This is a genomic window from Neobacillus bataviensis (genome assembly GCF_019969725.1).
Map to the genome: position 1 here is coordinate 113,379 of NZ_JAHXYW010000014.1, position 14,273 is coordinate 127,651.

A 14,273-nucleotide genomic window follows, 5' to 3' on the forward strand; every position below is an offset into this window, starting at 1 on the left:
ATGCTTGTCGCCCCTGAGCACTAAGGAATTCTACTTCGAATAATCATCGCAGGAACAAGCTCCGCTTGTTCCGAAGGCACTTCCGCTTTTCTATTTTCCTAAACAAAACTGTGAGAATAACTGATCAATGAGGCTTTCATGGACGCTGTCGCCGATGATTTCCCCAAGCAGTTCCCATGTTCTTGTTAAATCTATTTGTACAATATCAATCGGAGTACCCAATTCTACACCTTCAATAGCTTCTTCGATTGAGTTTAAACTTTGATTCAATAACGCAATATGACGGCTGTTCGAAACATAGGTCATATCTCCCGCTTCAAGCGAACCTGCAAAGAATAAAGAGGAAATTGCCTCTTCCAGTTCATCCACACCGCGGTCTTCTAAAAGTGAAGTTGTTACTAGCTTATATTCCTTCGCTAATTCCTCCACCCGTTCCAAATCAATTTGCTGCGGCAAATCTGTTTTATTAACGATGACGATGACATCCATTCCCTTAACAGCTTCGAATAGATTTTCATCCTCTTTTGTCAGCTTGTCCGAGTAATTCAACACGAGCAAAATTAAATCTGCCTCTTTTAATACCTGTCGCGAACGCTCGACACCAATCCGTTCTACGATATCCTCTGTTTCCCTGATTCCCGCCGTATCCAATAGTCGAAGTGGTACACCCCGTACATTGACATACTCTTCAATCACATCGCGGGTAGTCCCTGGTATATCAGTGACAATCGCCTTGTTTTCTTGCACCAGACTGTTTAATAAAGAGGATTTCCCAACATTCGGCCGGCCGACAATAACAGTGGAGAGGCCTTCTCTTAAAATTTTTCCTTGCTGAGATGTTTGCAAAAGCTTGGTTATTTCCTCTCTAACAATGTGAGCTTTTGGGAGCAGCATATTATGAGTCATCTCTTCAACATCGTCATATTCCGGATAATCAATATTTACTTCAATATGGGCCAGGATTTCTAGAATTTCCTGACGCAGTCGTTTAATTAGCTTCGATAAGCGCCCTTCCATCTGCCCAAGGGCGACATTCATGGCCCGGTCTGTTTTCGCTCTGATCAAATCCATGACTGCCTCTGCCTGCGATAAATCGATCCGACCATTTAAAAATGCCCGTTTTGTAAATTCACCCGGCTCTGCTAATCTTGCTCCGTTTTTTAAAACATGCTGGAGGACTCGATTGACTGACACTATTCCGCCGTGGCAGTTAATTTCCACTACATCCTCTTTTGTAAAGGTTTTTGGCCCCTTCATCACAGAAACCATTACCTCTTCAACCACTTCGCCACTCTTTGCAACAATTAGATGGCCATAATGAATTGTATGGGTCGGTTGTTCAGACAGCTTCTTCCCGCCAATTCCTTTAAAAAGCTTATCAGCTATTTTTATGGCATCATCCCCGCTCAACCGGACGATGGCGATAGCTCCCTCACCCATTGGCGTCGAGATCGCCGCAATTGTATCAAACTCCATCTACTTCACCTCACTTAAAAACCATATTTATATATGAAAATTATTTTTTTATCCAAAACATTAGAATACCACATCGATATCTGTTAAAAAAGCAAACCACTTCGTTAAAAATTATCCACAGTACAGTATTGTCCATTTATTATTTTAACTTATCCACATGTGAATAACAATAAAACAAAAATAAGGGAACATTGTTGTGTATAGTTAAAAAATTTTTATAAAGATCAGTGAAATTTCGTTTTTGAGAAAATCAAAAACAAATTTCGGGGAAATTGATTGGTTTAGAGTGTAAACAAAGAGCCCCACAAAAAATGTTTCGAATTACGGACTCGGACGGTTGTTATTCCGAATTACGAGTCCTCTATAAGCTTAATTGCGGACTTGATTCCCTGATTTTTCGACTCCATTGTCCTCTATTGCTCTTATAGTGGACTCGGCTCCTTTACTTTTCGACTCCCATGTTCTCAATAGCTCTTATTGCAGACTCGGACCGTCGTTTTTCCGTAGTTCGTATCCCTAACAAGCACATTACAAGCGGGTTTCCCCCTTAGCTTATAAAAAAAACACCCTATCGAAATCGATAGGGTGCTTTAGTAATTATTTATCTTCTTACTGGTGATATGACAATAAATCGATGAGGTTCCGATCCATCGGAAAAAGTTTTCACGCGTTTATTTTCAGATAAAGCGGAATGAATAACTTTACGCTCATAGGAAGGCATCGGCTCTAATGCAACATCTTTCCCAGTCTTCACTGCTTTCTCAGCAAGACGATGTGCAAGTTGAATAAGGGTTTCATTTCGTCTGTTTCGGTAATCTTCAGCGTCCAATATAACAGTTAAATACTGATTGGAGAAGCGGTTAATCACTAATTGCGTCAAATATTGAAGTGAATTTAGCGTTTGACCCCTTTTTCCAATCAAAAGCGCAATCTTTTCCCCAGTCATGATGAACTGAACCTGCTTGCCGTCCCGCTTAATTTCTATTTCCGCAGGGGCACCCATTTGTTCACTAACTTGAGTTAAAAATTTCTTTGCTTCCTCTAGCGGATCGATAATGACGGTTACCTTAACAACAGCTGGACGTGAACCAAAAATACCGAAAATCCCTTTTTTTCCTTCGTCAATAATGTCTACATCTGTGCGGTCTTTTGTTGTCTTTAATTGAGCTAAAGCTGATTCTACTGCTTCTTCGACTGTTTGTCCTGTAGCAGTTACCTGTTTCACTTTTTTGCTCCTCCCGCTTTGCCGGTGGCTTGTGCCTTCAGATCCGGCCCTTTAATAAAATAGGTTTGAACAATCATAAAAATATTTCCGACAACCCAGTACAAGGACAGAGCTGCTGGGAAATTAAAAGCAAAAACCACAATCATAATTGGCATCATCCAAAGCATCATCGCCATTTGCGGATTCTGCTCCTGTCCGGCCATCATCAACTTTTGCTGAATAAATGTTGTGATACCTGCAACGATTGGTAAAATGTAGTATGGATCCTTTTCACCAAGGTCAAACCACAGGAAGCTGTCTTGGGCAATTTCCCTTGTTCTTGAAATGGCATGGTAAAAACCAATCAGGATCGGCATTTGCACAATTAACGGGAAGCATCCAGCCATAGGATTTACGCCATGCTTTTGAAAAAGAGCCATCGTTTCCTGCTGCAGCTTTTGCTGTGTCTTTTGATCCTTCGAGCTATATTTTTCACGAAGAGCCTTCATTTCCGGCTGCAAAGCCTGCATCGCTTTTGAACTTCTTGTCTGCTTGATCATTAACGGCAGGATAGCCAGCCTGATTAAGATCGTCACGACAATAAGCGATAAACCAAAGCTGCCGCCTAGTAAATAAGCACCTTCTTTAATCAGCCAGGACAAAGGATAGACAATGTATTCATTCCAAAAGCCCGTACTTTCGGCAGTAATCGGCTTCTTTATTTCACTGCACCCTGTGAGGAACAGAAAAACAGAAAGAAGGCCGAATGAAAGTAATATTCTTTTTTTCAACCAATTTTTCCTCCTTGCAACATATATAGTGAAAAAGTGTGTAGGCAAACTTTTTATGTATATATTTCCTTTAAGATATATCATAGGTATTTTATCATTTATTTAAATGAATTGTCTTCATTACTTTACAATTATCGCCCTAAAAGTTTTTCTTCAAAACCTTGCCAACCTTTAGTACATGGGTCAGACTCTTTTTAACCTCGAAAAAATCCATTTCAGCTGCAGGCTTTCTTGCAATGATCACGAAATCATTTCCCACGGCCAGCTGATCTTTAAGCTCAAAAACAGATTGTCTGAGGTATCTTTTAATCCGATTCCTTGTAACAGCATTTCCAATCTTTTTGCTGACAGATAGTCCAATTCGGAAATGTGCCTGCTCTTCTTTTGATAAGGCATAGACAACAAATTGGCGATTTGCAAATGAACGGCCTTTCTGGAAGGCTGTTTGAAATTCTTTATTCTTTTTAATTCGGAATTCTTTTTTCATAAAAAAACTCCTTCATTTGATAACGTTCTTTGAACTTTGATAGCTATCCAGCTCCAGCGCCTAGGAAAAAAAACGACTTTTTTCCCTGATCAAGGCGCTATCGCTTTTAATTAGAAAAAAGACCACTGAGACGTTTCAGTGGTCTAAGCTGATAATACTTTTCTTCCTTTACGACGGCGACGAGCAAGAACCTTACGTCCGTTTGCTGAGCTCATACGACTGCGGAATCCGTGAACTTTGCTATGTTTACGTGTATTTGGTTGGTACGTTCTTTTCATATATGACACCTCCCCGAGGAATAACTCTCAATTACAAATGACAGTCTTAACTATTATAAGGATGTCCATCCCAAATTGTCAACCACTCTCCATCTATTGTTTCCTATTTCCAATATTTTTTACATACTTTCGTTAAGACGAACGGCATGAAAAAAATTTTCATCTTAAATCCGTTTTTCCGTACCTGTGGATAAAAAATCGACACATTTCGCATTATCCACACAAGATATTGACAGCTTTTTCACAAAATCAATTCTTGTGGACAATTATTATACACACAATGTTACAGTTGTGGATAAACTTCGAAAAACCATTGCACACCTTGCTATTATTTGATATTATATTTGTGTTTTCACTCTGAATAACTTCATCTCAAAAAATGCTTATCCACAAATTGTGGATAACATGTGGACATGTTATTCTAGGTCTCTGTAAAAACTTGTCCACAAGGGGTGGATATTGTCGAAACTCCACTTTATTTCCTTATTATATGTTTTCCACAACCAATGTTTCGTATATTGCTAAATTCATAGATTGTACTCCTAAATGACAAACGATTTTCACTTAAACTTTGTCGAATAGGATACCTGGTTGAGAAAAGAATACTCCATATACAAATAATTTTTTTCGGAGTTAGACAGCAGCGAAATGCATTTAAATATAAAAAAACAGAAAAAAGGAGGGAAACTAGTTGGAAAATATTGCGGATCTTTGGAATGCAGCTCTAGCCAATATAGAAAAGAAAATAAGCAAACCAAGCTTTGACACTTGGCTAAAGTCGACAAAGGCACATTCCCTTCAAGGCAATCTACTTGTCGTGACAGCTCCAAATGAATTTGCCCGCGATTGGCTGGAAGAACGCTATTCTCAGTTAATTGCAGGAATTCTTTATGAAATAACGGGAGAAGAATTATCGGCCAAGTTTATTATTCCGCAAAATCAAAAAGAGGAAGAACTCGATCTGCCAACGCCTCCAAAAAAGGCGAAAAAGGATGACGATCAAACGGAATTTTCTCCAAACATATTAAATCCAAAGTACTTATTTGATACGTTTGTTATTGGTTCCGGCAATAGATTTGCCCATGCTGCATCACTTGCTGTAGCTGAAGCACCGGCAAAGGCCTACAATCCTCTCTTTATTTATGGAGGCGTAGGATTAGGGAAAACTCACTTAATGCATGCGATTGGCCATTATGTTTTAGATCATAAACCTTCGGCAAAAGTGGTTTATTTATCATCTGAAAAATTTACCAACGAATTTATTAACTCGATTCGTGACAATAAAGCGGAAAGCTTCCGCAATAAATATCGAAATGTGGATGTCCTTCTGATTGATGATATTCAGTTTTTGGCTGGAAAAGAATCAACCCAGGAAGAATTTTTCCATACCTTTAATGCTCTCCATGAGGAGAGCAAACAAATCGTTATCTCAAGTGACCGGCCGCCAAGGGAAATTCCGACATTGGAGGATCGCCTGCGTTCCCGCTTTGAATGGGGCTTAATTACCGATATTACTCCGCCTGATTTAGAAACGAGAATTGCCATCCTTCGTAAAAAGGCCAAAGCCGAAGGACTTGATATACCAAACGAAGTCATGCTCTATATTGCAAATCAAATCGATACAAACATTAGGGAACTAGAAGGTGCCTTAATTCGTGTCGTTGCCTATTCATCTTTAATTAATAAAGATATCAATGCGGATTTAGCTTCGGAAGCATTAAAGGATATCATTCCAAGCTCGAAGCCAAAGGTCATTACGATTCTTGATATTCAAAGGGTCGTCGGGGAACACTATAGTGTCAAACTTGAAGACTTTAAAGCCAAAAAGCGGACAAAGTCTGTTGCTTTCCCACGGCAGATTGCGATGTATTTATCACGTGAATTAACCGATTACTCATTGCCTAAAATAGGAGAAGAGTTCGGCGGCCGAGATCATACGACTGTGATCCATGCTCATGAAAAAATATCCAAGCTCCTCCAATCCGATTCAACGCTGCAGAAGCAAATGAAGGAATTAAATGAGCTGTTGAAAATATAACTTAATTGTGAATAACTCCCTAAGACTTGCACACAGTCTGTCCACATGTGGATAGGCTGTGTTTCTATTGAAATTCTTAGTTATCCACATACTAACAGGGCCTACTAGTACTTCTACTATATTTTTTAAAAAATAATATTATATGCTTACGCATTTAAAATATGCTTACAGGGAGGATTTAATTATGAAATTTATTATCCAGCGCGATCGTCTTGTTCAAAGTGTTCAAGATGTTATGAAGGCTGTTACAACAAGAACCACCATTCCTATTCTTACGGGAATTAAAATTGCTGCGACAACAGACGGAGTTACTTTAACAGGAAGTGATTCTGATGTTTCTATTGAATCTTTTATTCCTAAAGAGGAGTCTGGGGATGAAATTGTAGAGATCAAACAAACAGGTGCGATTGTTTTACAAGCTAAGTTTTTTAGCGAAATCGTAAAAAAATTACCGACTGATTCCGTTGAAATTGAAGTACTTGGATCGCTGCAAACAGTTATCCGCTCCGGAAAATCAGAATTTAACCTTAACGGCCTTGATGCAGAAGAGTACCCTCACCTGCCGCAAGTAGAGGAAAATAATAAATTTCATATTGCGACCGACTTGTTAAAAGCGATGATTCGCCAAACGCATTTTGCTGTGTCCACCTCAGAAACACGCCCAATCTTGACAGGTGTAAACTGGAGGATTGAAAATGGCGAGTTAACCTGTATTGCAACAGATAGCCACAGACTTGCATTAAGGAAAGCGAAAATTGAAACGGCAAATAACGAAACCTATAATGTTGTTATTCCAGGAAAAAGCCTAAATGAATTAAGTAAAATTATTGATGATACAAATGAATTAATCGATATCGTGATTACAGAAAATCAAATTTTATTTAAAGCCAAGCACTTATTATTTTTCTCAAGATTGTTAGAAGGCAACTATCCGGATACATCCAGATTAATTCCAAGTGAAAGTAAAACAGATGTGACAGTCAATACGAAAGAATTTTTGCAGGCGATTGATCGTGCTTCTCTGCTTGCTCGTGAAGGAAGAAACAATGTTGTTAAATTTTCAACCATTGAGGATGGAATTATCGAAATTTCTTCAAATACACCAGAGATCGGTAAGGTTGTAGAAGAAATTCAAAGCGGCGCGATTGAGGGAGAAGATTTAAAAATTTCCTTTAGTGCAAAATATATGATGGATGCCCTAAAAGCATTAGAAGGAACCGATATCAGAGTGAGCTTTACTGGTGCTATGCGCCCGTTCCTGATTCGCCCCCTTCATGACGAAACCATTTTGCAGCTGATTTTACCTGTAAGAACGTACTAAATATTTATACAACCTTGTGTATATAGCCGCCACACCATTGGCGGCTATATTTACTATTGTGAGATAACTTTTGAGAATTCTTTGTATCTAAGGCGAAAATTTAGTAAAATAAAGTATTGAGACCATTTTAGGAATGAGGTTGACTTTTGTGCCTGGAGAAATAAAGCTGAACACAGAATTTATTACATTAGGACAATTTTTAAAAGTAGCTGATGTGATCCAATCTGGGGGAATGGCAAAATGGTTTTTAAGTGAACACGAGGTATTTATCAATGGTGAACAAGACCAAAGAAGAGGAAGAAAGCTTCGGGCAGGTGACAAGGTTCAAATTGCCGGTATTGGGGAATTTGTCATTACCGAGTAACTAAAGGATGTCCTGCGCATGTATATTGAAAAATTAGCGTTAAAAGACTATCGCAATTATGATGATTTATTTATTGAATTTGAAAATAAAGTAAATGTAATCTTGGGAGAAAATGCTCAAGGTAAAACCAATGTAATGGAATCCATTTATGTATTAGCGATGGCTAAATCGCACCGAACATCAAACGATAAAGATCTTATTCGCTGGGATCAAGATTATGCTAAAATAGAAGGCAGGGTTCAAAAACAGCACAGCTCGCTTCCGCTGCAATTGGTTATTTCCAAAAAAGGAAAAAAGGCAAGGCTTAACCATATTGAACAGCAAAAATTAAGCCAGTATGTGGGGAATTTGAATGTAGTCATGTTTGCGCCAGAGGACCTTAACTTAGTAAAAGGCAGTCCGCAGGTGCGAAGACGGTTTATAGATATGGAAATTGGGCAGGTTTCGCCAATTTATTTACATGATATGAGTCAATATCAAAAAATACTCCAGCAGCGTAATCATTATTTAAAAATGATGCAGATAAAAAAGCAAACCGATCAGACAATGCTTGAAATTTTAACTGAACAGTTTATTCAAATGGCCGTGAAAATTGTCACCAAAAGATTTGAGTTCTTACAGCTGCTTGAAAATTGGGCAAAACCAATTCACCAAGGGATATCGCGGGGGCTTGAATCGCTTGAAATAAACTATAAACCTTCCGTAGAGGTATTAGAAGGACAAGATTTGTCGAAAATGGTAGCATGCTTTGAAGAAAAGTTCGGGAAAGTACGCGCAAGGGAAATTGAACGCGGAACAACCATGTTTGGCCCTCATCGCGATGATTTGATGTTTTTTGTAAATGGAAGGGATGTTCAAACCTTTGGGTCACAAGGTCAGCAGCGGACAACAGCATTGTCTGTAAAGCTTGCAGAAATTGAACTAATCTATGCCGAAATTGGGGAATATCCGATTCTCCTTCTGGACGATGTGTTATCAGAGTTAGATGATTATAGACAATCTCATCTGCTCAATACCATCCAAGGCAAGGTTCAAACCTTTGTAACAACCACGAGTGTGGAAGGGATTGACCATCAGACATTGAAGGAAGCCTCCACATTTGTTGTGGAATCTGGCTCTATAAAGAAAGTCAACTGAGGTGGAGCATGTATATTCATATCGGGGAAGATCACAATATCCGGGCAAAGGATATTATTACCATCCTGGATAAAGAAAGTGCCAACCAATCAGAGCTCGTGGAAGAGTTCTTGAACCACCATAAAGAGAAAGTTATGAATTTATCCAAAAACCCCTTTAAGTCGATTATTATTACCTATGACAAAGTTTATTTATCCCCAATTGCTTCTGGAACGTTAAAGAAACGTTCCAGCCAATTGAATATCCAGGAATTTTAAATACATCATATTTTTATTGTTTTTAAAACGAAAATATAGCTATATTTTTGTATGAAGGTGCAGGTGAACAGGTATGACTATGGAACAAAAAGCATTAGAAGAACAATCCTACGGTGCGGAACAAATTCAGGTTCTAGAAGGACTTGAAGCAGTAAGAAAAAGGCCTGGTATGTATATCGGTTCAACAAGCGGCAAAGGCCTCCATCATCTCGTTTGGGAAATCGTTGATAACAGTATTGACGAGGCGCTAGCCGGCTTCTGTAATGAAATCAATGTTTTCATTGAGGAAGACAATAGTATCACAGTAAAGGATAACGGCCGTGGTATTCCGGTTGATATTCAAGAGAAAATGGGCAGACCTGCCGTTGAGGTCATTATGACGGTTCTTCATGCCGGAGGTAAATTTGGCGGCGGAGGCTACAAGGTTTCTGGAGGACTTCATGGGGTTGGTGCATCGGTTGTTAATGCCCTTTCCACTGAACTTGAGGTTTATGTCCACCGCGAAGGTAAAATTCACTTAATTAAATTTGAACGCGGAGCGGTTGTCCAAGAACTTGAGGTAATTGGAACTACCGATAAAACCGGTACCATTACACACTTTAAACCAGATGGTGAAATCTTCACTGAAACCCTGGTATATGAATATGACATTCTAGCTACTCGTCTTCGTGAGCTTGCCTTCCTTAACCGAGGAATTAAAATCACGATCGAAGATAAGCGAGTTGAAAATAAACATAATGAATATTACTACGAAGGCGGTATTAAATCCTATGTAGAGCATTTAAACCGTACAAAGGAAGTTATTCATGAAGAACCAATCTACATTGATGGCGAGCGCGATGGCATTAGTGTGGAGGTCGCTCTTCAATATAACGAAGGCTATACTGATAACATTTACTCCTTCGCTAATAATATCCATACCTATGAAGGTGGAACGCATGAATCAGGCTTTAAAACAGCCTTAACTAGGGTTATTAATGACTACGCCCGAAAAAATGGTTTGATTAAAGAAAATGATACGAACCTTTCTGGAGAGGATGTTCGTGAAGGGTTAACCGCCATTGTTTCGGTCAAACACCCTGATCCACAATTTGAAGGACAAACAAAAACAAAACTCGGAAATTCTGAAGTAAGAGCGATTACCGATACAGTCTTTGCTAGTCATTTTGAAAAATTCATGCTGGAAAATCCGACAGTTGCCAGGAAAATTATCGATAAAGGCTTAATGGCTGCGAGAGCAAGGCTTGCAGCAAAGAAAGCCAGAGAATTAACCCGCCGGAAAAGCGCGTTAGAGGTTTCCAGTTTACCGGGTAAATTAGCGGATTGTTCTTCTAAGGATCCCTATGAAAGCGAATTGTATATCGTTGAGGGTGATTCTGCGGGCGGCTCTGCAAAACAAGGCCGTGATCGCCATTTCCAAGCGATTCTACCGTTAAAAGGGAAAATCCTTAATGTTGAGAAAGCACGCTTAGATAAAATTCTTTCAAACAACGAAGTTCGAGCTATGATTACCGCCATTGGAACAGGAATTGGCGAGGATTTTGAAATTTCGAAGGCGCGTTATCATAAAATTGTCATTATGACGGATGCCGATGTGGATGGTGCTCACATTCGAACACTGATTTTAACTTTCTTCTATCGCTACATGAGAAAAATACTAGAAGCAGGTTATATTTATATCGCCCAGCCTCCACTCTATAAAGTGCAGCAAGGAAAACGGATTGAGTATGCGTATAACGATAAAGAGCTTGAGCGGATTTTCGCTGAGCTGCCAAGCCAGCCAAAGCCGAATATCCAGCGGTATAAAGGTTTGGGAGAAATGAATCCTGAACAATTATGGGAAACAACAATGGATCCTGAAAAACGAAGCATGCTTCAGGTTAGTCTTGAGGATGCGATCGAAGCAGATGAAACGTTTGAAATGCTTATGGGTGAAAAAGTAGAACCACGCCGGAACTTCATTGAAGCCAACGCACAATATGTTAAGAACTTAGATATATAAATCAGGGTAGAGGTTTAACCACTATCCTCCTTTTCTTTTACCTGGGTGGCCAGGTGATCATTATAGGAGGTACCAAATATGGCTGAAACACCAAATTCTCAAATAAAAGAGATTAATATCAGTCAGGAAATGAAATCTTCTTTTCTTGACTATGCAATGAGTGTTATCGTTTCACGTGCCCTTCCAGATGTTCGGGATGGTTTAAAGCCCGTACATCGCCGTATTTTATATGCTATGCATGATCTTGGAATCCATGCGGACAAACCATATAAAAAATCTGCTCGTATCGTCGGTGACGTTATCGGTAAATATCACCCGCATGGCGATTCCGCCGTTTATGAAACGATGGTTCGGATGGCGCAGGACTTCAACTATCGTTATATGCTTGTTGATGGACACGGGAACTTTGGTTCCGTAGATGGGGATGCCGCAGCAGCGATGCGGTATACCGAATCTAGAATGTCCAAAATCTCGATGGAATTATTAAGAGATATCAACAAGGATACAATTGATTACCAAGATAACTATGATGGTGAAGAAAAAGAACCTGTTGTTCTGCCGGCAAGATTTCCAAACCTGCTAGTTAACGGAACTACCGGTATAGCGGTCGGTATGGCTACCAATATCCCGCCCCACCAGCTTGGTGAAGTCATTGACGGCGTATTGGCGGTCAGTCATGACCCTGAAATTACTACTCAAGAGTTGATGGAGATAATTCCGGGTCCGGATTTCCCGACTGGAGGAATCATTCTTGGCCGGAGCGGTATTCGTAAGGCCTACGAAACAGGCCGAGGATCGATAACTATCCGAGCTAAAGTAGAGATTGAACAAAAATCGAATGGCAAGGAAGTCATTATCGTAAATGAATTGCCATATCAAGTAAATAAAGCAAAATTAATTGAAAAAATTGCGGAATTAGCACGTGATAAAAAAATTGATGGCATAACTGACCTTAGAGATGAATCAGACCGCAGAGGAATGAGAATTGTTATTGAGGTCCGTAAAGATGCCAATGCTAATGTCCTCTTAAATAACTTATATAAGCAAACTGCCCTGCAAACCAGCTTCGGAATCAACACCTTGGCCCTTGTAGATGGACAGCCGAAAGTGTTAAGTCTAAAACAATGCTTGATTTATTACTTAGATCATCAAAGAGTAGTTATCCGCCGGAGAACAGAATTTGAACTGCGTAAAGCGGAAGCACGTGCTCATATTTTAGAGGGTTTAAGAATTGCGCTGGACAATTTAGATGCCGTGATTACTCTTATTCGAAACTCGCAAACAACTGATATTGCCCGTGAAGGTTTAATGAGGGAATTTAATCTTTCTGAAAAACAAGCCCAGGCAATCCTGGATATGCGCCTGCAGCGTTTAACAGGTTTGGAAAGAGAAAAGATTGAAGATGAATATCAAAGCCTTATGAAGCTTATTTCGGAATTAAAAGCAATCTTAGCTGATGAAGAAAAGATTCTTGAAATCATCCGTGGGGAATTATTAGAAATCAAAGAACGTTTCAATGATAAGCGCCGTACAGAAATCCAGGCGGGCGGCATTGAAAATATTGAAGATGAAGATTTAATTCCACGTGAAAATATTGTCATCACCCTAACACATAATGGCTATGTTAAACGCCTGCCAGTGTCCACCTACCGTGCGCAAAAACGCGGCGGCCGCGGCATTCAGGGAATGGGAACGAATGAAGATGATTTTGTGGAACATTTAATCACTACTTCAACCCATGATACGATTTTATTCTTCACTAATAAGGGAAAAGTATATCGTTCAAAGGGCTATGAAATACCAGAATTTAGCCGTACCGCGAAAGGAATTCCGATTATTAACCTTCTTGGCATTGAAAAAGGAGAATGGGTAAACGCTATTATTCCGGTGGAAGAATTCGTGGACGATTGGTTCTTGTTCTTTACAACTAAGGAAGGAATCTCAAAACGTTCACCATTATCATCGTTTGCGCACATCCGTAACAATGGTCTCATTGCATTGAGTCTCCGTGAAGGTGATGAACTGATCTCTGTCCGCATGACAGATGGATCAAAGGATATGATTATTGGTACAAAGAACGGGATGTTAATCCGTTTCCCAGAAACGGATGTCAGGTCAATGGGCCGGACCGCTACCGGAGTAAAAGGGATTACTTTGGATCACGGCGATGAAGTGGTCGGAATGGAAGTTTTAGAAGAGGACAATGATGTTCTAATCGTGACCCAAAATGGTTACGGAAAACGTACACCTGCTGCTGAATACCGAATTCAAGGCAGAGGCGGTAAAGGTATCAAAACTTGCCACGTAACCGAGAAGAATGGAAATCTTGTTTCCATGAGAGCCGTAACAGGTGAAGAAGATCTTATGTTGATTACAACTGGCGGCGTCCTTATTCGCATTGATGTAGCTGGGATTGCAAGAATAGGCCGGAATACTCAAGGTGTCAAACTCATTAGCATAAAAGAAAATGAAAATGAGTTTGTGGCCACAGTAGCTAAAGTAGAGAAAGAGGAAGCTGTTGAGAATGAAAGCGGCAGTGAGGGTGAAGAAACCCCTTCTGTGAATGAAGAAAACAGCCAGGAAGAGACAATCTCTTCTGAAGAAATTGCCCCTGAGGGTGATGAAGAATAAGAAGCAAAGGGAGCATACAGGGTATGTTCCCTTTCTTTATATAAAAAGTTTTAAAAAACCGTTGACTTAAATTATTACAGATGATATATTTATTAAGTCGCTTACGGGCGATTGGAAAAATCGATCTTTGAAAACTAAACAAACAAAAACGTCAACAAACATAATATTCGTTTCTTTTTGAAACGAGCCAACGTTTTATTTTATGAGCTAATCAACTTTCTTGGAGAGTTTGATCCTGGCTCAGGACGAACGCTGGCGGCGTGCCTAATACATGCAAGTCGAGCGAA

12 protein-coding genes and 1 rRNA gene are annotated in these 14,273 nt (G+C 39.6%); 8 read left to right on the forward strand and 5 right to left on the reverse strand.

Annotated elements, in window-relative coordinates:
* Window positions 1–90: 90 nt before the first annotated feature.
* The 5 genes from mnmE to rpmH form a co-directional block, all read right to left on the reverse strand.
* Entirely contained in the window at window positions 91–1,476 is a 1,386-nt protein-coding gene (gene mnmE / locus LC455_RS26060; RefSeq protein WP_223595385.1) for a tRNA uridine-5-carboxymethylaminomethyl(34) synthesis GTPase MnmE, read from the reverse strand.
* A gap of 601 nt (window positions 1,477–2,077) precedes the next feature.
* Complete coding sequence (jag, locus tag LC455_RS26065; RefSeq protein ID WP_223595387.1) at window positions 2,078–2,701, reverse strand: RNA-binding cell elongation regulator Jag/EloR; 624 nt, start codon at window positions 2,699–2,701, stop codon at window positions 2,078–2,080.
* Window positions 2,698–3,471: a YidC family membrane integrase SpoIIIJ gene (gene spoIIIJ, locus LC455_RS26070; RefSeq protein ID WP_223595388.1), complete on the reverse strand. Its 774-nt coding sequence runs from the start codon at window positions 3,469–3,471 to the stop codon at window positions 2,698–2,700. Before spoIIIJ ends, jag begins: the two co-directional genes overlap by 4 nt.
* Before the next feature lie 139 nt (window positions 3,472–3,610).
* On the reverse strand, window positions 3,611–3,958 hold the full coding sequence (gene rnpA / locus LC455_RS26075; RefSeq protein WP_223595390.1) for a ribonuclease P protein component: 348 nt from the start codon (window positions 3,956–3,958) through the stop codon (window positions 3,611–3,613).
* A gap of 143 nt (window positions 3,959–4,101) precedes the next feature.
* Window positions 4,102–4,236: a 50S ribosomal protein L34 gene (gene rpmH, locus LC455_RS26080; RefSeq protein ID WP_223595391.1), complete on the reverse strand. Its 135-nt coding sequence runs from the start codon at window positions 4,234–4,236 to the stop codon at window positions 4,102–4,104.
* Window positions 4,237–4,927: 691 nt separating this feature from the next.
* On the opposite strand from rpmH, the gene dnaA reads away from it, so the two are divergent.
* The 8 genes from dnaA to LC455_RS26120 all read left to right on the forward strand — a co-directional run.
* Window positions 4,928–6,274 (forward strand): chromosomal replication initiator protein DnaA, encoded by a 1,347-nt coding sequence (gene dnaA / locus LC455_RS26085; RefSeq protein ID WP_223595393.1) that lies wholly within the window; start codon window positions 4,928–4,930, stop codon window positions 6,272–6,274.
* 184 nt (window positions 6,275–6,458) lie between these two features.
* Window positions 6,459–7,595, forward strand: coding sequence for a DNA polymerase III subunit beta (dnaN, locus tag LC455_RS26090; protein ID WP_223595402.1), 1,137 nt, complete (start codon window positions 6,459–6,461; stop codon window positions 7,593–7,595).
* Between the two features lie 148 nt (window positions 7,596–7,743).
* Window positions 7,744–7,959 carry a S4 domain-containing protein YaaA gene (gene yaaA, locus LC455_RS26095; RefSeq protein WP_223595404.1) on the forward strand — a complete coding sequence of 72 codons (216 nt, stop codon included), beginning with the start codon at window positions 7,744–7,746 and terminating at the stop codon, window positions 7,957–7,959.
* 18 nt (window positions 7,960–7,977) lie between these two features.
* The gene (gene recF / locus LC455_RS26100; RefSeq protein WP_223595406.1) at window positions 7,978–9,096 is read left to right on the forward strand and encodes a DNA replication/repair protein RecF; all 1,119 of its coding nucleotides are present in this window, start codon (window positions 7,978–7,980) and stop codon (window positions 9,094–9,096) included.
* Between the two features lie 8 nt (window positions 9,097–9,104).
* A complete protein-coding gene (gene remB, locus LC455_RS26105) occupies window positions 9,105–9,353 on the forward strand; it encodes an extracellular matrix regulator RemB (protein WP_223595408.1) in 249 nt (82 codons plus the stop codon).
* A gap of 79 nt (window positions 9,354–9,432) precedes the next feature.
* Entirely contained in the window at window positions 9,433–11,355 is a 1,923-nt protein-coding gene (gene gyrB, locus LC455_RS26110) for a DNA topoisomerase (ATP-hydrolyzing) subunit B (protein ID WP_223595418.1), read from the forward strand.
* 78 nt (window positions 11,356–11,433) lie between these two features.
* Window positions 11,434–13,986 (forward strand): DNA gyrase subunit A, encoded by a 2,553-nt coding sequence (gyrA, locus tag LC455_RS26115; RefSeq protein WP_223595410.1) that lies wholly within the window; start codon window positions 11,434–11,436, stop codon window positions 13,984–13,986.
* Between the two features lie 217 nt (window positions 13,987–14,203).
* Window positions 14,204–14,273: ribosomal RNA gene (locus LC455_RS26120) — 16S ribosomal RNA — on the forward strand; the annotation flags it as partial.